At 43.6% G+C, this 21,129-nt stretch carries 22 protein-coding genes and 2 pseudogenes; 8 read left to right on the top strand and 16 right to left on the bottom strand.

Annotated features, from left to right (window positions below; translation table 11 throughout):
* Positions 1 to 12: 12 nt before the first annotated feature.
* Complete coding sequence (locus HK413_RS09810; RefSeq protein ID WP_317169448.1) at positions 13 to 1,044, bottom strand: HD domain-containing protein; 1,032 nt, start codon at positions 1,042 to 1,044, stop codon at positions 13 to 15.
* Positions 1,028 to 1,258, bottom strand: a complete 231-nt coding sequence (locus HK413_RS21155) for a hypothetical protein (protein ID WP_317169447.1) — start codon at positions 1,256 to 1,258, stop codon at positions 1,028 to 1,030. The genes HK413_RS09810 and HK413_RS21155 overlap by 17 nt, the downstream gene beginning before the upstream one ends.
* A 174-nt stretch (positions 1,259 to 1,432) precedes the next feature.
* Here HK413_RS21155 and porX point away from each other — a divergent pair.
* The 4 genes and pseudogenes from porX (at position 1,433) to HK413_RS09790 (ending at position 5,231) form a co-directional block, all read left to right on the top strand.
* Positions 1,433 to 2,985, top strand: a pseudogene (gene porX, locus HK413_RS09805) (T9SS response regulator signal transducer PorX).
* Between the two features lie 191 nt (positions 2,986 to 3,176).
* A complete protein-coding gene (locus HK413_RS09800) occupies positions 3,177 to 3,554 on the top strand; it encodes a type II toxin-antitoxin system VapC family toxin (RefSeq protein WP_175270057.1) in 378 nt (125 codons plus the stop codon).
* Positions 3,538 to 3,996: a tRNA (adenosine(37)-N6)-threonylcarbamoyltransferase complex ATPase subunit type 1 TsaE gene (gene tsaE / locus HK413_RS09795; protein WP_175270056.1), complete on the top strand. Its 459-nt coding sequence runs from the start codon at positions 3,538 to 3,540 to the stop codon at positions 3,994 to 3,996. Before HK413_RS09800 ends, tsaE begins: the two co-directional genes overlap by 17 nt.
* Positions 3,997 to 4,005: 9 nt before the next feature.
* Positions 4,006 to 5,231, top strand: a pseudogene (locus HK413_RS09790) (alanine dehydrogenase).
* A gap of 3 nt (positions 5,232 to 5,234) precedes the next feature.
* Here HK413_RS09790 and HK413_RS09785 read toward each other — a convergent pair.
* Together HK413_RS09785 and HK413_RS09780 are read right to left on the bottom strand one after the other, a co-directional pair.
* Positions 5,235 to 5,552 (bottom strand): hypothetical protein, encoded by a 318-nt coding sequence (locus HK413_RS09785; RefSeq protein ID WP_175270055.1) that lies wholly within the window; start codon positions 5,550 to 5,552, stop codon positions 5,235 to 5,237.
* Between the two features lie 95 nt (positions 5,553 to 5,647).
* Positions 5,648 to 5,845 carry a hypothetical protein gene (locus tag HK413_RS09780; protein ID WP_175270054.1) on the bottom strand — a complete coding sequence of 66 codons (198 nt, stop codon included), beginning with the start codon at positions 5,843 to 5,845 and terminating at the stop codon, positions 5,648 to 5,650.
* Between the two features lie 198 nt (positions 5,846 to 6,043).
* Here HK413_RS09780 and HK413_RS09775 point away from each other — a divergent pair, with 198 nt between their 5' ends.
* From HK413_RS09775 to HK413_RS22215, 4 genes are all read left to right on the top strand, one after another.
* Positions 6,044 to 6,925 carry a YihY/virulence factor BrkB family protein gene (locus HK413_RS09775; protein WP_317169446.1) on the top strand — a complete coding sequence of 294 codons (882 nt, stop codon included), beginning with the start codon at positions 6,044 to 6,046 and terminating at the stop codon, positions 6,923 to 6,925.
* 97 nt (positions 6,926 to 7,022) lie between these two features.
* A complete protein-coding gene (locus HK413_RS09770) occupies positions 7,023 to 7,667 on the top strand; it encodes a retropepsin-like aspartic protease (RefSeq protein ID WP_175270053.1) in 645 nt (214 codons plus the stop codon).
* A gap of 7 nt (positions 7,668 to 7,674) precedes the next feature.
* The gene (locus HK413_RS09765; RefSeq protein ID WP_175270052.1) at positions 7,675 to 8,007 is read left to right on the top strand and encodes a hypothetical protein; all 333 of its coding nucleotides are present in this window, start codon (positions 7,675 to 7,677) and stop codon (positions 8,005 to 8,007) included.
* A gap of 31 nt (positions 8,008 to 8,038) precedes the next feature.
* Complete coding sequence (locus tag HK413_RS22215; protein ID WP_394353160.1) at positions 8,039 to 8,188, top strand: hypothetical protein; 150 nt, start codon at positions 8,039 to 8,041, stop codon at positions 8,186 to 8,188.
* Positions 8,189 to 8,674: 486 nt separating this feature from the next.
* On the opposite strand, the gene HK413_RS09755 is transcribed toward HK413_RS22215, so the two are convergent.
* The 12 genes from HK413_RS09755 to HK413_RS09710 all read right to left on the bottom strand — a co-directional run bounded on the left by HK413_RS09755 (position 8,675) and on the right by HK413_RS09710 (position 20,336).
* Positions 8,675 to 10,864, bottom strand: a complete 2,190-nt coding sequence (locus HK413_RS09755; protein ID WP_217452215.1) for an MBG domain-containing protein — start codon at positions 10,862 to 10,864, stop codon at positions 8,675 to 8,677.
* A gap of 214 nt (positions 10,865 to 11,078) precedes the next feature.
* Positions 11,079 to 11,609, bottom strand: a complete 531-nt coding sequence (locus HK413_RS09750) for a hypothetical protein (RefSeq protein WP_175270050.1) — start codon at positions 11,607 to 11,609, stop codon at positions 11,079 to 11,081.
* A gap of 5 nt (positions 11,610 to 11,614) precedes the next feature.
* Positions 11,615 to 12,403, bottom strand: coding sequence for a hypothetical protein (locus HK413_RS09745; RefSeq protein WP_175270049.1), 789 nt, complete (start codon positions 12,401 to 12,403; stop codon positions 11,615 to 11,617).
* Positions 12,404 to 12,851: 448 nt separating this feature from the next.
* Complete coding sequence (locus tag HK413_RS15320) at positions 12,852 to 13,238, bottom strand: glycoside hydrolase family 95-like protein (protein ID WP_217452214.1); 387 nt, start codon at positions 13,236 to 13,238, stop codon at positions 12,852 to 12,854.
* Positions 13,232 to 14,701 carry a glycosyl hydrolase family 95 catalytic domain-containing protein gene (locus HK413_RS15315; protein WP_217452213.1) on the bottom strand — a complete coding sequence of 490 codons (1,470 nt, stop codon included), beginning with the start codon at positions 14,699 to 14,701 and terminating at the stop codon, positions 13,232 to 13,234. The genes HK413_RS15320 and HK413_RS15315 overlap by 7 nt, the downstream gene beginning before the upstream one ends.
* 16 nt (positions 14,702 to 14,717) lie before the next feature.
* Entirely contained in the window at positions 14,718 to 15,323 is a 606-nt protein-coding gene (locus HK413_RS15310; RefSeq protein ID WP_217452212.1) for a glycoside hydrolase family 95 protein, read from the bottom strand.
* A 150-nt stretch (positions 15,324 to 15,473) separates the two neighbouring features.
* Positions 15,474 to 15,680, bottom strand: coding sequence for a hypothetical protein (locus tag HK413_RS09735; protein WP_175270048.1), 207 nt, complete (start codon positions 15,678 to 15,680; stop codon positions 15,474 to 15,476).
* Between the two features lie 204 nt (positions 15,681 to 15,884).
* Positions 15,885 to 16,208 (bottom strand): hypothetical protein, encoded by a 324-nt coding sequence (locus HK413_RS09730; protein ID WP_175270047.1) that lies wholly within the window; start codon positions 16,206 to 16,208, stop codon positions 15,885 to 15,887.
* 345 nt (positions 16,209 to 16,553) lie between these two features.
* On the bottom strand, positions 16,554 to 17,138 hold the full coding sequence (locus tag HK413_RS09725; protein WP_175270046.1) for a carboxypeptidase-like regulatory domain-containing protein: 585 nt from the start codon (positions 17,136 to 17,138) through the stop codon (positions 16,554 to 16,556).
* Between the two features lie 8 nt (positions 17,139 to 17,146).
* Complete coding sequence (locus tag HK413_RS09720) at positions 17,147 to 18,442, bottom strand: hypothetical protein (protein ID WP_175270045.1); 1,296 nt, start codon at positions 18,440 to 18,442, stop codon at positions 17,147 to 17,149.
* A 12-nt stretch (positions 18,443 to 18,454) separates the two neighbouring features.
* Positions 18,455 to 19,291 carry an Ig-like domain-containing protein gene (locus HK413_RS09715; RefSeq protein WP_175270044.1) on the bottom strand — a complete coding sequence of 279 codons (837 nt, stop codon included), beginning with the start codon at positions 19,289 to 19,291 and terminating at the stop codon, positions 18,455 to 18,457.
* Between the two features lie 202 nt (positions 19,292 to 19,493).
* A complete protein-coding gene (locus tag HK413_RS09710) occupies positions 19,494 to 20,336 on the bottom strand; it encodes a hypothetical protein (RefSeq protein WP_175270043.1) in 843 nt (280 codons plus the stop codon).
* Positions 20,337 to 21,129: the final 793 nt, after the last annotated feature.

Genomic DNA, 21,129 nt, shown 5'->3' with positions numbered 1-21,129 from the left:
ATTACCCACAACTCAAACCAAATCTTTACTATAACAAAGTATATATTTCTCTATGGTTTTAGCTAATGCTTCCAGGTTTGAGTAATCGCTGGCGGTGGCAATGTCTATAACGGTGCCGTCTTTCATCAATATACCTATGTTGCCGTCGCCTACGCGGTAAGCATTATTTTGTATAGAATCAGTAAAAACAAAATAAGGTACTTCCTTTTCGGTAATGCCGTATTTAGCAATCGCTTTGTTACGCAAATCGGCCACCAATTGCCGGCCCGGCGCTTCAGTGGTAATATCAACGTGAAACACTTTACGGTGCACAAAATCAGTACATAGCTTAGACAGTACAAAATCATCATTTGTTGCCCAAACCTTTACTGCCGACAGGATATCTGTATCATCCAACCGGGTAAATATTTCCAGATGCCCGTCCTTTATAAACGCCTCGCGGGTTAACTCATTGTTTAAAAAATGGCTAAGCGCCGGTGTTGCAAAAAGCTTTTCGCCTTTTAAAACCAGTTCGCGGCTGCGCTCAAGTATCTTAACCAGTAATTGCTCGGCAGCTATAACCGTTTTATGCAGATATACCTGCCAGTACATTAAGCGGCGGGCAATGATAAACTTCTCTACCGAGTAGATCCCCTTTTCTTCAATAACAATATGGTCATCCACTACGTTCAGCATCTTGATAATGCGGTCTGAACTGATGACACCTTCAGAAACACCTGTAAAAAAACTGTCGCGGTTCAAATAATCCAGCCTGTCCATGTCCAGCTGGCTTGATACCAGTTCGTGCAAAAATCGCTTTGCGTAAGAATTTTTAAAGATACTTATAGCGGTAGTTAGCTGCCCGTTAAATTGTTCATTCAGTTTATCCATTAACAGAATAGAGATATCCTCGTGCGATACGCCTTTAACAATAGTATGCTCTAATGCGTGCGAGAACGGGCCGTGGCCAATATCATGCAATAAAATAGCAATGGTTACGCCTTGCTCTTCTTCGGCAGTAATTTCGTGGCCCTTACTGCGTAGGGTTTCAATAGTCATCTTCATCAGGTGCATGGCACCTAAGGCATGATGGAAACGGGTATGCAGCGCGCCGGGGTAAACCCGGGTGGGTCATGCCCAGCTGCTTGATATAACGTAACCGCTGAAAGTAAGGATGTTCGATCAGATCGAACACCAACTCGCTGGGTATGCTTATAAATCCGTAAACCGGGTCGTTTATTATTTTCTTTTTATTCAATGTGTAGTTTATGCGCTGCAAAAGTGTTAAATTATGCTAAACATTGTATTTTATATTTGTTAATTTATGTTAATACTGCGTCATACTATGTAACAAAACGTTTGGTTACAGGTTATATACCTATGTTTGGTTTAAATTATGCTTAACAGGCTGAATTACTGAACGACATTTAATTACCGATATTATAAAAACACCATGCAGGATACCACAATATTATGGGCTGACGACGAGATTGACCTGTTAAAACCACATATACTTTTTTAAACGAAAAAGGTTACAAAGTAACTACCGTAACTAATGGTAATGACGCTGTTGAGGCCTTCAAAAATAACTATTTCGACCTGGTTTTTCTGGATGAAAATATGCCCGGCTTAACCGGTATTGAAACACTGGCGCAGATCAAGAATATTAATAACGATGTGCCTATAGTGATGATCACCAAGAACGAGGAGGAATATTTAATGGAAGACGCCATTGGTTCGAAAATTGGCGACTACCTGATCAAACCCGTTCACCCGAAGCAAATATTGCTTACCATAAAAAAACTAACGGAAAACAAACGCCTGGTTACCGAGAAAACAACCATGGCTTACCAGCAGGATTTCCGTACGCTGGGCATAACCCTTAACGACAACCTGAGCCACCGGGAATGGGTTGATGTATATAAGAAGCTGATTTATTGGGAGCTTGAGCTACAGCAACTGGAAGATGCCGGCATGCACGAGATCCTGACCTTGCAAAAAGCCGAGGCCAATACCCAGTTCTGTAAATTTGTTGAGCGCAATTACCTGGACTGGATAAAAAACCCGGACACCGCGCCAACCAGTTCGCCGCAATTATTTAGGAAGAAAGTGTTCCCGAAGTTGGAGAGCAACGTACCGTTATTTTTTATATTGATAGATAATTTAAGGTATGATCAGTTTAAGATCATTAACCCTATCATATCGCAGTACTTCAAGCTGGAAGAAGAAGACACCTATTACAGCATTTTACCTACCGCTACGCAATATGCGCGTAACGCTATCTTCTCGGGCCTGATGCCTTTAGAGATGGAAAAACGTTACCCGCAAATGTGGCAGAATGACGAGGACGAAGGCGGCAAGAACCTGTTCGAATCGGATTTTATTGCCGACCAGATCAGCCGCGTTTACCGTAGAGACATTAAACAGTCCTATCATAAAATATTAAATATTGATGAGGGCCGCGCGCTGAACGATTCGGTAAGCAACCTGATGAAGAACGATCTGAATGTGGTGGTATATAACTTTGTGGATATGCTGTCGCATGCCCGTACAGATATGCAGATGATCCGTGAACTGGCAAGCGATGACGCGGCTTACCGCTCGTTAACGCTATCATGGTTTGAGCACTCACCGTTGTTTGACCTGCTGAAGTTTCTGGCACAAAAACAAGTGCGTGTTGTTATCACTACCGACCATGGTACTATCCGCGTTAAAAAGCCAAGTAAAATTATTGGCGACCGTAACACCAATACCAACCTGCGTTATAAACAGGGCCGTAATTTAAACTTTAACGCTAAGGATGTTTTCCATATCCGCAACCCGCATGATGCGATGTTGCCGCGCCTGCACGTAAGCTCAAGCTTTGTGTTTGCTAAGGAGGATACCTACTTTGTTTACCCTAACAACTACAATCACTTTGTGAATTTTTATAATGAGACCTTCCAGCACGGCGGGATATCGTTAGAAGAGATGATCATCCCGATTGTAACTTATGGGCCTAAATAGGATATTAAATTTTTTGTTTAAATTTGGGTATGGTAGTAACAATAAAAAGTGACGATTCGCCTGAAAAGATATCAAAAAATTAAAGGCGATACAGGAGGCGCAAACGGCTAAAAGGATCGAAGAACTAAAGCCGTTTTTCGGTATCCTGAAGCGTAAAATGGATCCACTTAAACTCCAAAAAAAGTGGCGCAATGAGTGGGAATAGAGTTGTCATTGATACGAACATCGCCGTCTTTTTTTTATTGGGAAACGAAGCAGTAAAAAAATACTTTTTTCAATTTAACCCGGTTTTTTCATTTATTTCTGAACTTGAATTGTTGTCGGGAAAAGATTTTCTTCCTGAGGAATTGAAGGATTTGAAGGATTTCCTGTCAAAACAAATTGTCTTAGATTACATCCCTGCAATGAAAGATATAATTATCGAGATCCGTCAGGTAAAGAAACTAAAACTTCCCGACGCAATCATTGCTGCAACTGCCATTTATTTAGACATCCCTTTAGTTTCTTCGGATAAGGGTTTTAAAAATATCCCCGGCTTAAATCTTATTTATAATGAACCATCTGTATAAGGGGGAGACTAAAAGTGTAGCTGATAATTTAATTGTAGCAAAAGAGCTTCTCGAACTTGCCGGCAACGAAAAAACCTTCATTTTCCACGGCGATATGGGCGCGGGCAAAACTACTTTCATCAAATCGCTTTGCGAGGCATTGGGTGTTAAAGAAGCTGTTACCAGCCCTACATTTTCCATCGTAAATGAATATCGCGGCACGGATGTTAAAATTTATCACTTCGATTTTTATCGACTTAAAAACCAAACGGAAGCTTTGGATATGGGTGCCGAGGAATATTTTTACTCAGGCAATTACTGCTTTATCGAGTGGCCCGAAAAAATCCCCGACATGTTGCCCTTGCATTACATCAGCGTAAGCCTGAAGGTTTTAAATGATGATAGCCGCGAAATATCAGTTGAAAAAAATTTAATGTATTTTTCCTATCTTCATAGTCCATAAAAAACAATTATGAGTTCAGGGAAATACAGTGGGTTTTCGGACATTGCAAAGCAGGCAATGATGCAGCCCCAGGAGTCGATGCTTGAGGTTAAGAACAAAAAGAACCAGCTTTACATTGGTATCCCAAAGGAGGTTTCATTCCAGAAAACCGTATCCCCCTCACCCCTTTATCCGTAGCTTTATTGGTTAATAACGGCCACCAGGTAATGCTGGAAAGCAATGCCGGCAAAGCCGCCAAGTTTTTGGATAAGGATTATGCCGAACAAGGCGCCCAAATTGTATTTGATACAAAGAAGGTTTACGAAGCCGATATCATTATAAAAATCGCCCCACCTACTTTAGAGGAGATAGCTATGATGAAGCCGGGTCAGCTATTAATATCGGCCCTGCAGGTTTCAACCTTAAAACCCGAATGCCTGCATGCTTTATTGGCTAAAAAAATAACCGCACTTTGTTTTGAACATCTGCGCGATGAAGGCGAATCGTTAAGTGTGGTACGTGCCATGAGCGAGATAGTAGGCGCGACATCCATACTGATAGCTGCCGAATACCTGAGCAATGTTTTTGATGGCAAGGGCCTGATGCTTGGCGGCATAACCGGCGTCCCTCCAACCGAAATTGTAATATTGGGTGCAGGCACCGTTGGCGAATATGCCGCACGCACCGCCATATCATTAGGAGCAGAAGTAAAAGTTTTCGACCCCTCCATTTATAAGTTGCGCCGTTTGCAAAATAACATTGGCGCACGGGTATTTACATCGGTAGTGCAACCCATTGTTTTAGAAAAAGCCATTACCACCTGCGACGTAGCCATAGGTGCCATGCGTGCCGAAGATGGCCGCAGCCCTTGTATAGTAACCGAAACTACGGTAAGTAAAATGAAACCAAACTCGGTAATTATAGATGTGAGTATTGACCAGGGGCGGTTGTTTTGAAACATCAGAGATAACCAACCACACCCATCCGGTGTTCCGCAAATATGATGTAATACACTATTGCGTACCCAACATCGCATCGCGCGTAGCGCGTACCGCTACTTATGCGTTAACTAATATCTTCGCACCGATATTATTGGAGATTGGCGAGCAGGGCGGCATCAAAAATGTCATCTGGCAAAAGCAGGCATTCGCGAAGCGGTATATATTTACCAGGGGCATTTAACCAACAAGCACCTTGCCGAGCGTTTTCAACTACCAAACAAAGACCTTGACCTGTTGATCGTATCGCACCATTAAAATTTAATGGCTGTTTACCGGCGGCACAAATGACGGATAGAATTTCTGAATAATATACTGTTGTGGTATTTCTGTAACGTGGTGTTTTTTACCATAGTTGCTTACAAAAACTTCCCGGCTATCATTTTCATTTATGGTGACAGCAAACAGCAGATCATAATCATCTTCGCTTAATTCTGTAAAAGGCGGTGTAACGCCCAGTTCACTAATGATCGGCATAATATCCTGATAATGCGCTACTATCAATACATTAGTGCCCCGGAAGTTGCGCGTTATCTTCTTTATAAAAGCACTAACGCTATCCGTATAAACTCTGGCCAATAGCTTAGCCTTTGTCGATAGCGGCGCTACTGTTTGCCCGGCAGCTTTGCCTGTTGGTATATAAATTGTCTGTATCTTTTCGCGTTTTAATGTCTTTAATAAGGCTTCGGCCCTATCCTGGCCTTCGTTTGATAAGCCGGGGAGATATTGTTAGCTGCCAGTACGGCCTCATTTTGCTCGGCAACCCTAACAATAAATATATGGGTTTTTTGTGCAAGGGCATTAAAATTGCTAAGAAGTAATACAGCTAATATTACTTTAAAAAAGCCGTTAATAGCATTTAATTGTTTCATAGCAATATGCGCGGGCTAATTAACCGTACATTACAAATATATTTTATTTTATGATTAAATTTTTAGGAAAGCCTACCTTAAAAAGATCTGGAAAATTTTAGCAGCCACGTTTACCGGCTTTATAGATGATAATGGTTTGAAATTAAGCGCCTCACTGGCTTACTATACTGTTTTTCTTTAGCGCCCCTGCTAATTTTGGTGATATCATTAGCCGGCCTCTTTTTCGGGAATGACGCTGCTGCTAACCGTGTATATCCGCAAATTGCCCAATATGTTGGAGCAAAGGCGGCCTTGCAGATACAGGATATGTTAAAGAGCCTTGCTTTTTCCGGCAAAACAGGTGTTGCAGTAGTGTTTGGTATAGTAACATTGATGATAGGTGCCAGCAGTATATTTGTTGAGATACAGGACTCGATCAATATTATTTGGCGGGTAAAAGCCAAGCCTAAAAAAGGGTGGCTTAAATTGATCCAAAACCGGTTTTTATCATTCTCGCTGATAATAAGCCCGGGGTTTTTATTGATGGTATCGTTAGTGATTAATTTTTTAATGGATGCTTTAAGTAAAAAGCTGGTGCATTTTTTACCCTATGTTACTAATCTTTTATTAAAAGGCATAAACCTTGGCATTACGCTGGTTGTCATCTCTACTTTGTTTGCTATCATTTTTAAAGTACTGCCTGATGTTAAAATAAGGTGGAAAGATGTACGCATAGGCGCTGTATTTACCGCGCTTTTATTTATGCTTGGGCAATACTTAATTGGCCTTTACCTGCAATATACCGCTCAAACGTCTGCTTATGGGGCTGCAGGTTCCATTATCCTGCTTTTGCTTTGGATCTATTATACCGCTGCAATATTATATATTGGGGCAGAGTTTACTGAAGTATATGCCGAAGCTATCGGCTGTAAAATAGAGCCTGCAGAATACGCGGTATCTGTAGTACAAACAGAAGTTGAACATGTTGTAAAAGTGCTGCCGCCGCAAAATCCCGATATTAAGGGTAAGCTTGAAACGCCAAAAAAACCTAATTGGCTGCTTAAAAATTATTACGCTTACATAACGGTAATAATTTTTTAATTTTAGTATCCAATTATAAAATTTTGCACCTACGGCGAAAAATATTAAGCATTATTGTATTGCAGGGTTAACAGGCATATTATGCTGCTTTTGCCTGATGGTTAATGCCCAATATTTTACGCTTGATGGCGGACGGAGTAAAACCATCCCTTTTGAGCTTGTGCGTAATTTGATAGTAATTAAAGTAAACATCAACAACAAGGGGCCTTATAACTTTGCTTTAGATACCGGTGTAGGTTTTATGCTGATAACCGACCCCTCTTTGTTAGACTCTCTTAACATCCCCAATAAGCGCAGCATAAAAATAAATGGATTTGGTGACGGGCCGGGGTTTGAAGCCTTTTTAACCCCGGAGCTAAAAGTTGATATCGACGGTTTAATAAGTAATAATGTAAGCGCTGCAATATTTAAGAAAGACGCGTTCGGCTTATCTAATTATTCTGGCAGGCCCATACATGGTTTAATAGGGTATGAATTTTTTAGTCGCCCGGCAGTAAAAATTAGTTTTACTGATACTATCATGCGCGTATCGCTACCTAAAAATATGCGCTTTTATAAGAGAGCTACCAAAATCCCCATAAGCATTGAAGATAAAAAGCCCTACTTTACAACTAAAGTAGTGTTTGCAGATGGCTCAGAAAAACAAAGCAAATTAATAGTTGACCTCGGGGCCGGGCATTTTATATCATTGGAAAATGTTGCTAATAAAGCTACCATCCAAAAAAAAGTTTATTACTGCTAATTTGGGGATGGGTATAAATGGCCTTATAAGTGGCACAGTAAGCCGTATAAAAGAAGTTGAATTAGGAAAATATAAAGTTAAAAATGTAATAGCGGCTTTTCCCGAGGATGAAGAGCGCACCCGTTCTTTATCAGTACCACGCGACGGCAATTTAGGTATTGGCCTCCTTAAAAAATTCGATCTGATAATTGATTATCCCGATAGTGTGATCTACCTAAAGCCCGGGCCTAATTACAGGAAAAACGAGGAGCATGATATGAGTGGCTTAGTATATTTTTCGGACGTTATGGATGACCTACAACATATAATAATATACCGTAGATCCGGGGTCGGCAGCTGAAGCCGCCGGATTACAACCTGACGATGAAATTGTGGCGATAAATTTCAAGCCCGTATCGCCATTATCCATGCAACAAATTGATGAGCTGTTCAGATCATCAGACGGGCGCATGCTTATTCTTGGTATTTTTCGAAATAAAAAATATATGAATGTAATGATTACCCTAAAACGCAGAATTTAAACGGCTATTTAAGCTGACTTATATTTTCAAAAAAGGCGGTTTGCAGGTCAAGCAACGAGTGTACGCTCACTTTTTCGCCATACATATCAAAACATAAAAACTTTGAATTTTTAGTATCGCCACCTTTGTTTCTTTCAAAAAATTAAATGTTTCAAAAAATAATGGTTGGTTGTCACCTTATTTTTCCTGTCGGTTTGTGATGCATTTAGCCGGAAACCAATGGTATCTATCCAATTATGCACTTTTGCGTGCAAGTTGCGTATATTATTCATAGGTTAAATGTTTAATAATGTAACGAAATAAAAGAACATATGTTTTAACTAAAAAATCTCAGTTATAAACAGTTGTTAACTATTGCTTAAATAAATCGCTGAGTTTTATATCCAACACTCCCCTGATAGCCAACTGGAGTGCAGGGTCGAATGAAAGCATTTCGCGTTTAATATTAATATTACACCATATTGACTGTAAAGTTAAAGCCAGTATCTACCTGATAACCGTCAAGCTTCCTGATGCTTTTATCCCAGCAACTTTGGTGTCAATAATATAATAGTATACACCCACCGGCACATCCCTGCCGCTAACGGTACCATCCCACGGGCTGCCGTAACCTATAGAATTATATACTATCGCGCCATAGCGGTTAAAGATCCTGACCATGCAATTTGGATAGGAAGCCAGGGGCCGGTATTTTCCGGTATCATTAATACCGTCATAATTAGGTGTAAAGGTGTTGGGGACAACCAGGTTTACCGGCGGGATAACGGTAAGTACCCCGTTAACATAAGTTATAGTATAATTTGTAGCGGCAGCGTCTGCTACCTTAATTGGGTACTTCCCACCGCCCGACTCGTTGGTGGCAGTTGTTGACAGGGTTGGCTGTTTGGTTAGCACAGTCGCGTTATCGCCATTTACAAACCCCGTGTAGGTTGCTTTAAATGCCGGGTTTGGTTCGCCATACCTTCTTAAGGTATCGACAGCCGTTATGGTAAGCGGGGCTGGGTTTACGGTCAGGTTGCCGGGTACGTAGGTTATAGTATAATTGCTTGCAATAAACGTCACGCCGACCGGATTGGATAGTTCGATTTTACCGGCATAATTCCCGACATCATCCTTAGCCGCCCCGCCCGCGGCGTAGGTTAAAGTAGCACTGTTAACGGTTTCGTCGTTTTGCAGGCCCTGAGTTATAAACGCGATACTACCCGGCCCGCCGGTTAAAGTTTCGCCATATATTTTAGACGCGTTGTTGACTATTATGGTAAGCGGGCGGGGTTCAATAATGATGTTAGCGGGCGTATAACTGATAGCATAATTGCTTACTAAAAAGCCGTTAGCTCCGTTTACACCTGTTATATTTACACTGCCTGTATACGTGCCAATCTTTACCGTCGCTGCTTTGCCCAAGCCATAGGTTAAAGCCACACCTATAATCGTATTCCCGTTTTTTAAACTTCCGGCGGTGATGCTAAATTTATTGGAGCTGGCAGGCTCCGTTGCAACACCTCCGTAATATTTAGTTTCATTGATCGCAGCGAGGGTTAAAGGCGCAGGGCTTACCGTGCTGGTTGGCATGGTTACGTTTGTGGTGGTTGCGCCGCTGCTCAACACTATATTGCCGTCATAGGCGCCCGCATTGGTAATTGCCGCCAGCCTGATATACACCGGTACTGAAGTAATACTCCCTACCGACCCGACGGTTACGGTACTGCTGAAAGCTACATTATCTGTACTTACTTCAAACCCCGGCGGCGGGGTAACCAAAACGCCTGACGCAAGGTTTGCAGCAGCTATCGTAAAACTGGTTGAAGGTGATGGCGTACCATAAACTGTATTAACCGGCTGCGGCGTAGTTACAACGGTAATTACAGGTGGCGGCGGCGCGGTTACATCAAGCGGGGCAGCTACATAGGTAATAGCATAATTGGCCGGCAAAAAACTACCGCCGGTAGCCGCGGAAGCTACTACCGATCCGGAATAAGTGCCAGCCGCCGCGTTGGCCGCTGCTCCGGCTCCGTAGTTAACAGTTACGCTGCCTACGGTTTCGCTATTTTTTAATCCTGTGGTTGTAAAGCTGGTTACGCCGGTTGTAGTGGTTAATGCCGTGCCATATGGTTTGGTTACTTTACTAATGGTTATAGTTAATGGCGCGGGTGTAATAACCATATCTACAGGCGCATAAGTTACCGTATAGTTACTACTTAAATAGCCATTGCGACCGGTAAGGTTTGACATAACTACAGCGCCGGGATAGGTGCCTACCACATCTGTGGCCCCGGTCCCCGCGACGAACGCAATATCTATCGAATTAAAACTGTTACCGTTTTGAAACGACGGATTGGTAAACGTAACACCGGGGGTATTGTAATATAAAGTGACGTTGGCTACCGTACCGCCATAAGTTTTAAGATAGCTGCCGGTAATATTTAATAACCGCTTATTAACAACGCCGTTTACAGGTACATTAACATTTGCGGCGCCCGGGCTGCTTAATACAATATCGCCCGGGTAAGTGCCCGCGTTTGTTGTACCGGCTAACCGCGAATAAACCATAGTTGATGCCAGGGTGCCGGTATTGGGTATGGTAAGCGTTGGGCTAAAGTTGACATTATTCGTACTCACTTCAAAGCCTGCCAGCGGGGTAACAGTAACTGGCCCGGTTAAACCAGTTCCAGCCACACTAAAACTGCACGGTATGGAGGGTGTACCATAGGTAGTAGTAACGGCGCTGGGTGCGCTTACAACAGTAATTGTTTGCCCCAGCGTGGTATTAACTAAAAAGCACAAAAAAATGAAAAGATTAGAGGCAGACCCCGCACACGCATCGCACAAAATTAGTATTAATAAGCACTTTAACGCATGGGCCTGTAAAGAGGTTGTGGTTATTTTAACATTACAATTCCACCACCAAAGGATGATCACTTAAATTCAGCGTCAGCCGACTAACATTCTTATAATTAGCAACCGAAGTAGTGCCAACGGTTGGGTCATACACATTTACCCGTGTCGCCTTTTTACCCGGGGTTAGGGTTACCCGGTCGCTACCGGTTGCTTTCTCACCCCATATAACCAACTGGAACTTACTATTACTGTTTTGCAATAACAGGTCGTGCACGGTTTCGGGCTGATTGGCGATGGTATAAGCCAGGCTGGCAGGGGCTCTTTTGCTTATCGCTTTATCGGCCAGAATAGTGGTAAAATTATGCAGATAAACGGCGGCCTTGCGTGGAGTGTAATCCTTTTGGTAAAAGCCAAATGTTTGGTTACCGGCCTCGTCGCTCCTGTCGCGCAGTAAATAAATAGCTGTATAGCTCCACTTACGCTTAAACTGGGCCAGGTACAGGTTTAGATACAGGCAGGCCTGCTTTTCCTCGGTAAAAGTATCATCAATAGTGACGCCGGTTTCTGTGGTTACTTTGGGCAAGTTAATCAGCTCATCTTCGGCATAGCCGGTAAATTTGCTGCGCCAGGTTTTACCATAATTGCCAAATAACCCGTCGACTTTACAAAGGCGACCCGGGTCGGCAGCGTTCCGGTTTGGTTATCATACAAACCCTTATGGCTTGGGTGGCTAAAATAATTATGACAGGTGGCGTAGTCGGCATATCGGGTACCGTCGGGCATCATAGCGTTTGTGCCGGCGGGGACCTGCAGGTATTGCAGGCCAACGTTGTCGGTCTGCGCGCCGCCCTCGCTGATGCTCCATACGGGATATTGCTTTAGGGTTGGGTCGGCTTTTACTGCTTTGTACAGGTCGGCTTGTAGTTTGGCCACAGCCAGCCAGCTTTGGTTCTTGCCGCCTTGTTCGCCTTTATAATTTACACCCCAGTTGTTGGGCTCGTTATTACCCTCGAAAGCCAGCAGCGCACCACTTGCCGCCAGCATCCGGCCACCGGTGAGCAACTTGGCGATATTGGTACCACCGCTCATTAATCCATAGCTAAAGCGCACGCCGGTTTCGCGGTGAAGGGTTTGGTAATCCTCATCGGTAGCCCCACCTTCATAACCCGACCGAATCCAGCGGATGCCGGTGTACCGGATGGCCTCAATGGTTTTATCCATCCGCTCGCCTCGTCTTGAAATTGCCGAGTTGACACCGATGCTGTTTAAAAAATCGTTGGAGCTGATTGCTTTAACGGGTGCTGGTTTATCTCCTAAACCAAACAAAACCAAAGACAACAGCGGGGTTATAAATGATGTAATGCTGAAAATTTTCATTGTTTTGTGGTGATCACTTGCGCCTATGGTAGTTACAAGGTACAAAGAAGTGTTAAACCTGAATTAAAAATTATTCAATTTGCTCGCTTTTAAGTCAAATCGGTACCATTTGCAATCATTTGATAGTCAATGCATAACCGTTATTCTTAGCTGAGGTATCCTGACGATAAAGTTGTGTTATATTGCCTATATGTTTAAACATTTAAATTTTTTTACAAGCTGTTTATTATCAGATAATTACCATCAAAAAATTGTTTCATTTTGTTTCACTGATTTTTTATAAATCATTGACAAGCAAGGCATTACTTCGAAAAAGGTTTCACTTGTTTCATCTGTGTCACACTCGCGTGAAACAGGCACAAACTCTGCGCAGGCTATACACACCAAATAAAGAAGGCGACACCACCGTGCCGCCTTCTGCTAAACAATCTACACCAAAATGGCGATATTACAACCCTACTACTATGTAAGTTTTGCCTGCTGTGGTGGCAAAATCATACAACAAAGTTTCTTTATTACCTACCGGTTTTAATTGTGCCTGGGCTGATATAATAGGTTTGGCTGTTTCCTCGTTCTGGTAAAAGAAATTGGTGTTTGCGCCTTTCGCCGTCTTTAACGTCCCGCCAACCAGTCTGGCGCTATTAGGTAGCCGCAGCCTGCAGTTACCACCCAGCGTTGATTTTATTACCGCTTTTGCCAGCTTACCATCTTTCCATTCCATGCTAACTATTTCAAAACCACCGCGTGCGCGGATACCGCTGATGGTTCCGTTCGCCCATGCATCCGGTAAGGCCGGTAGCAGGTTAAGGGCACCGTCAGCACTTTGCATCAGCATTTCAGTAATCCCGGCGGCACAGCCAAAGTTACCATCAATCTGGAACGGGGGTGCGCATCAAACAGGTTAGGGTAGGTACCGCCACCGTTGTTAGAAACGCCTTTGTTTTTGCCCGTCGGTGTTAACTGGTTCTGTATCAGCTTCAAGGCGTGATTGCCATCTAATAATCTTGCCCAGAAGTTTACCTTCCAGCCCATGCTCCAACCGGTTGATACATCGGTACGGTATGTCAGGGAAGTGCGTGCCGCGTCAAAAAGCTCGGGCGTACGATATGGCGAGATCTGGTTGCTTGGGTACAAACCATACAGGTGCGATACGTGGCGGTTATGGTCCTTAGGGTTATCCAGGTCCTTAAGCCACTCCTGCAATTGGCTGTACTGACCTATTTGCATAGGCGGCAGGCGGTCGCGGGCGGCTTTTAGCTTGGCCGAAAATTCTTTATCAACCCCTAATATTTTAGCTGCCGACATCACCTCACTGAAAATATCAAATACCAACTGGTTATCCATGGTAACACCCGCATCGGTTGATACACCGGGATGCGCAGCAGGGTTATTCTCCGGAGAGTTTGACGGAGATATTACCAGCCATTTATGCTCCGGCTCTTCTATCAGCGACTCGAGGTAAAACTGTGCCGCGCCACGCAAAGCAGGGTAAACGGTTTTTAAATAAGCTTTGTCGCCATTGTACATATACCTGTCCCACAGCTGCGTACTTAACCAGGCACCACCCGATGGCCAAAGACCAGAATAAACACCATCTACGGGGCCGGTAATGCGCCAAATGTCTGTATTATGATGTGTTACCCAGCCGCCAACGCCATACATATCCCCGGCGGTTTCCTGCCCGGTTACCGATAGGTCTTTCACCATTTGTATCAACGGTTCGTGCATCTCGGCAAGGTTGGTAACTTCCGATGGCCAGTAGTTCATTTCTGTATTAATGTTGATGGTATACTTGCTGCCCCATGGCGGATTCATTTCTTTGTTCCAGATACCCTGCAGGTTAGCAGGCTGGCCGCCGGGTTGTGATGACGAGATAAGCAAATACCTGCCAAATTGGAAGTACAGTTCAACCAGTTCAGGGTCATTACCTGTCGCGAAATCGGCCAGACGGGTGTCCGTCGGTTTTTTTGCCGCTTCGGTAGTACCAAGGTATAGCTTAACCCGGTTAAAGTATTTCTGGTAGGCCTTAATATGATTATTAGCCAATGTAGCATAAGGGATAGGCCAGGCCTTATCCAGATAGCTGTTTGCGCGGGCAGATTCATCAGCGCTGATATCATCATACTTAACAAAATTTGTAGCTATGGATATAAACAGCGTGGCCGCGGTAGCATTAGTTACGTTAACTGATGTATCAGACGCGGCAACCTGGCCGCCATCTAATTTTACTTTTACCAGTGCCTGGAATTTATCTACGCCCTTTATACCATTACGGTCGCCGGATACACCGGATAGCACCAGTTCATCTTTACCTTTAGTAACCAGGGTTTGATTTCTGAGGGCTCTTCATCGCTGCCGAAAAGGTAAGGCTACCTGGCTTGCTTGCAGTTAGATGTACTATCATTACATTGTTAGCGTGCGATGAGAAAACCTCGCGTTTATAGGTAACCCCCGCAACAGTGTAGGTTGTTGTGGCTATGGCTTTTGATATATTCAGATCGCGATAGTAGTTTTGATACTGATCATGCCCCGGGAAGTTTAAAAACAGGTTGCCCACGGGCTGATAACACATTGCATTATTAGGGTTTGAACGGAAGGTTCTTTCGGCCGGGGCAGCGGCTTCTTTATATTTATTTTCAAATATCAGTCGCCTAACCTCAGGCAAAGCAGCCAGCGAAGTTTTGCTGTCGTTACGGCTTGGGCCGCCGCTCCATAGCGTGGCTTCGTTCATTTGTATGGTTTCGCGGGCGGGGTTGCCGTACACCATACCTGCAATGCGGCCGTTGCCCACAGGCATCGCGCGCTCCCATACCGCGCCGGATGGTGCATCATACCATAGTTTCAGATCGTTGTTTTGTGCATACAGGCTACACGATGTACATAGCAGTACAAGCGCCAGCAGGTTTCTTCTTAAGGTCATAGCTTTGGTTTACAGCAATAAAGCTATTGAATTATAATGGACAATTACTATACCCTTAAATCAACCATGCTGTTAATCAGCAGCTTTCAGGGAGAAAAGCTAATATCGCTTATCAATAAGTTAAAATACCTTAATAAAAAATTACCCGGGCTAAGGCTTTTGCGGGGTGATCTTTATCTGGCTGTCGCCGATCCAACCAGTTACATCCACCCCTGCAACTGTTACGGTATACTTACTTGCGATGTCAGATGTATAGAAAGACACCTTCGCCTTGCCGTTTTGGTCAGTTGTGATGTTTGGCTCCCAATACAGGGTTGCGCGGTAATCAGGCTTGATAGCTGCACCAGGGATCAACATTATATTTAGGACTGTAAAACTGCATGGGACGCATTACCGGCAATGGCCTGTAAGTTACAACGCTGGGCGCAAGGTTTTTGAACCAGCCATTACCATTTTTGGTAGTGATATCAATACTGGCGAAATCGGGCGTTTTATTAGTCAAAACATTTGCCCTTGCTTCCAGATAACCAGGTTTATAACCTACCTTATATACCCAGCCGCTTAAGATAGGATTGAACGGATCTTGCTTAAGGCCCCGGGGTTTCCGTCGCTATCAAAAAATTTACCACCAAGTATTGCGGCTTCTGATAATGCAATTTGCTTACCGGTAAAATGTGGATTAATCCACCAATTTCTGGGCTCAAGGTAATTCACCATGTTCTTTTCAGTGTAATATACTTCCATACCCTTAAAGGTTGCTATCTGGTATTGGCTCAACTCCTCTTCTAATTCTTCAACTGTTGGGTTGGCACCCATAAACAGATCTAAGCCGCCGCCATCTATATGGATAACAACAATAGCATTGTTTAATTTTAGCGTAGGCATATTATGCTCCTCTACTATTTTTAAACCGGGTAGTTTTTGTTTTAGCAGTTGGTATAAGTTAAGTACGGCCGATTCTTTAATATCCTGCTCATCAAAAGACAGGTCGGCATTCCCCGGGCCGTTTCGGTTAAAGGAATCTTTGATAATCTTTTTGCTTTTTATTTTTACCTCTTTTAATACAATACCATTGTACCTGATGTTTTTTTCGTTGTTACTTTCGGCGGTGCGTTTTACATAATTTATTTGGGTGGTATCAGGATTTACGTACCAGGGGCAGGATAGGGTCGCTCAAAGTTTCGGGCACGGGCGGCGCCTTAAATTTATCTACACTAACATTGCCAAACGTCATGCTTTTTCCCTTGGCGTTTTTTGCCTGCAGGAAAAACGAACCGCTATCAATAACCGGTAATTTATTAGCCAGAACCGGCCGTTTTCGTCGGTATAAAATGTTTTTACGAAGGCTGGTTTTTGTGATGATACTAATACCGAAAATCCCGGAGCTACGGGTTTATTGGTAAGCGTGGTCACTCTGCCAGTTATCTTAAACTCTTTTTCTGCCTCAAATTTTGGCGGTTTAGCCGGGGCAAACACATTCTTCCAGTCATACCCTGTCCACCCCTGCGTTAGCATCAAATTATCCAGTGCCTGCCAGGCTTGTTTATCTTTACGATTTATGTAATAGCCGGGGTTTTCTATATTTCCTTTCAGATCGGCATTTAACAACAAACTGGTGTTAATGCTGTAATTACCCGTGGTATCTGGTCTCACCTGCGAATCGTCGGTAACTGTTAATGAAAAGCTACCCTGCACCGGGAACCCGCTTTTGTCTTTCACCTCAATAGTTAAAGCAACGCTATCCCGTTTTCTATAGATGGTTTTATTAGGCGTGATATGGATATTCAACTCATCGTGGTTATCTATAAATACCACCCGCTGGTTTAATGGCGTTTTGTTTTTAAAAAAGTTAAGCGGGCTATGCCCGATGGAAAGAGCCGTTTGTTGATCATTAGCTCTCCCCGGCTAAGTTCTACCTTTTGAGAGTAATAAATTTGGCCCCGCGAAGTGCCAATTAAAAAATAAGCGCTATCAGCAGGCAGTGAAGCCAGGCCCTTTAGGCTTACTTTAACCGTATTGCCCTGCTCTGTATTTACTACATGCATAACTGTTCCGTTAGGACTGATCTTAGGCAGATCAAAACTTTTTCCAACTGGCTGGCTTAACCGGGCTGTATAAACCTCGCCAGCTTTTGGGGTAAACTCAAAGCTACCCATGCCATCATGAATAGTGGTAAAAGTTGCCACTTTATCACCTCTACCATTGTAAATATCACCCAGAACGGATATGCCATGTCCATCTTCGGCAAGAGCCTTAAAGCCCACGATAGATGTAAGCCCCGCAACCAAACTGCCGCCTTCGGGAAGAAACTGCAGGTCGATGTTTTGGTTTCGATTAATAGGGAGCGGAACCTGTACAACTTTGTTATTGTCAGTTGGCTCTAACGAAGTAAGCTGCAAGCGTATCCGACGACTGTCTGCCCTTTCTTTTAATACATGGCTAAATCTAAGCGAGCCATCAATGCCGGTTTGCAGTTCTTCTTTGTATATATAATGGTCCTGATCATAAATACGCACCTCTACCTTTTTTATACCAACTGCCGAACTAAATTTGTCGGCTTTACGAAGTTTCAGTTCTACGTTTAGCTGGTCTTTATTATTTGTGCGGCTTATTGTCGCTGCCGATTTCACCAGCCGGGCATCCTGGGCCGGTACACCCAAATAAAACCTTTGGCTAAAAACATAGTCTTCGCCAAAGTTTTGCATCCAGTTGGTATAGGCGCGTAGGGTATAGCCGCCCTCGTGGAAAATATTTTTAACCAGTGGCATCTGCGCCCAACCAAGCCCCTCTTTAATGGGTATGCTAATGCGCCTCACCATTTGTGCGCTGTCATCATCCAGTTCAACATATAACAACCCGCTTAACTTTGATGCGGTTAGGTTTACCCCGTCTAATAAATATGCTTTAAACCAAAGCGTATCGCCAATATTATAATATGGTTTGTCGGTATGCAGGTAAACTTTCTCTACGGGCAGCCTCCGGTTAAAGCTATCCAACGGGGCTTTAATACGTAACAGGTCTTTATCAGGCGTGGCTAAATATCCATTGCTTCTTTGCGCAAGCAGGTTTAGTATAGTGCTTAACAGCACAAGTGTTAACAGAATTTTTTTATAGTTCATATATGGCCACTTTTACTTATTAATCTTTATTTGGCTGTCACCAATCCACCCGGTTACATCAACCCCGGCGACAGTTACTGTATACGCGCCTGCGATGTCTGACGTGTAGAAAGATACTTTGGCTTTGCCGTTTTGATCGGTAGCTATGTTGGGTTCCCAGTGTATGGTTGAGCGATAATCAGGCAAAGTAATCGCACCGGGGGCAACATTATATTTAGGACTGTAAAATTGCTGCGGATGCATTACGGGTAATGGGCGGTAAGTTACCACACCGGGTGTACCCGATCTATACCAGCCGGAACCATCTTTAGTTGTTAATACAATAGTTGGCATTGGTGGCCAATCTTTAAGGTACAATGCTTTTAACCTGTTAAGGCGTGGTTCAGTAAAAATTACTTCAATACCTGTTAGGTTTACTATTTGTATCTGGCTCATCTCGTCTATATACTCTTCCACCGAGTATCTATCGTCAATACGCAATGGTAATCCGCCACCGTCAAGTTTTATATTAACAACTAAATAATTGATTTTGGGCTTGGCAGGGAATTTTGCACCCCACGGATGGTCGGACCTGAAGTAATTATCTACCCTAAAACCCGGTACTTTTTGTTTTAGCAACTCATACAAATTTTGCACTCCCGATTCTTTAATATCCTTTTCATCATAAACAATGTCGGCATCAGCCTCGCCAAGCGGATTGCGGGATAGTTTAATAATCTTTTTCTCTTTGATTTTTACCTCTTTTAATACTATTCCGGTCATTTTTATATTATCATCACTGTTGCTTGCCGCTTTGCGTAGTACATAATTTAATTGTACACTGTCGCTGTTTACATACCGGGGCTGCAATTGGTCGCGTAAGGTTCCGGGAATATTTGGTGCTTTAAACTTAGCTACCGTTATCTCGCCAAAATTTATCTTTTTGCCTTTGTCGTTATTAGCCTGGATAAAGAACGAGCCGCTATCAATATTCGGCAGGTTTTTAAATACATAGATCCCTGCCGAATCTGTTGTAGCAAATGTTAAAAAGATGGCTTGCGCGATGAAATTATCACCTTTGAATTTGGAACAGGCTTATTAAAAGGTTAGATACCCTGCCGGTTATTTTAAATTCTTTCTCGGCTAAAAACTTTACTGGTTTAGGTGTAAATACATCCGCCCAAGTATAGCCCGTCCATCCTTGCGTAAGCATCAGGTTGTCTAAAGCCTGCCAGGCTTGTTTATCTTTGCGGTTGATGTAATAGCCGGGGCCTTCAATATTCCCTTTCAGATCGGCGTTGAGTAATATGCTGGTATTGATACTGTAATTGCCAATACTATCGGCCCTTACTTGCGAATCATCAGTAACGGTAAGTGAAAAATTACCCTGCACCGGGAACCCGCCTTTGTCTTTAACCTCTATGCTTAAACTTACACTATCGCGTTTTTTGTAAGTGGTTTTATTGGGTTTGATGCCGATATTTAATTCGTCGTGATTATCAATGAATACTGCGCGCTCATTTAGTGGTGTTTTACCTTTAAACAGCGTGAACCTAACTACCCCCGAAGGAAAAAGTTTCTTAGAAACACTGATATCAGGCTGGTTAAGCTGCACTTTGTATGAATAATAAATCACGCCCCTTGATGTGCCTATTAAATAGCAACTACTATCGGTAGGTGAAACTGTAGCCGATGCATATAGTGACACTACGCGTGATAATGCGACAGTATCGACATCAAACAATAAAGCCGCGCAAACGCGATGGGCATGGGAATGGGACGAGGCAGGTTCCAGTGCCCGAAGGCCACCGCTTACGGTACTGATGATTCTGAAGCAGCCGATATTGGCGGCAATGTCAATACCGGCGTGCGCGAGATGCCGGGCTGTGCTTACGCGAGGATGGGCGGTATACACTGCGGATGCTATTACCCCAAACCAGTAAGGCAGCCGAGAAAAGACTACTTGAAAGCAGTAGCTGTTCCAGATGTAATCTTTTTGGCATTTATTCGACGGGGATCTGAATTTGGAAACCTGCCGTGTTTGGCGACTTCAGTTCTTTCTCCGGTGACAAGGAAATTAATAGTACGGCGAACAACGTAGTGCTAAGCAATCATTCCCGGAGGTTCTACGCGGCCTGTCATGCAAGCGCGACGGTACCGATCGATATGTACACGCAACGACAGCTGCCGGTGATGATGTATAAAGAGGTAAAAAATCAAGAAGAAAAGACCATCCCGCAATCCACGAGCGAGACTGTGCCGTGTCCCCATGATGAGAATTATTAAGAATGGAGATCAAATGGTTAACTTCCAAAACAAAGATACCGGTTTCAGGAGCGAGATATTCGGGTCAGGTCAAAATTCTGCCAGCTAAATCAATTATTTTGGTTGATATAGGCGATGACGGACCACTGTGCGACGATAGTAAGATGGTTCCGGCTGTGCCGATCAGGCGCAGTGTGACCTACATTGCTCCCATCCGCGCTGGCGGTCGCTAATGTTGCCCCAGTGCGATTACTTTGCCTGATTTATCGCTTTCAACCACGCGGAACTTTGCGCTTACCGATCAAACGGCGAAACCACGTCGGGTATCACGAGCGCGTATCCAATAGCCGGTGAGTTATTGGGTAATAGTAAGAAATGACCGCTGCGAACTAGCAAAAAATTCTGTTAGCGCGATAACGACGCATACCAAACCTTTGCTTTGC

The organism is Mucilaginibacter humi (assembly GCF_013087555.1).
Note: the sequence above shows the minus strand (reverse complement) of the source record. Positions and strands in the feature narration are given on the sequence as shown.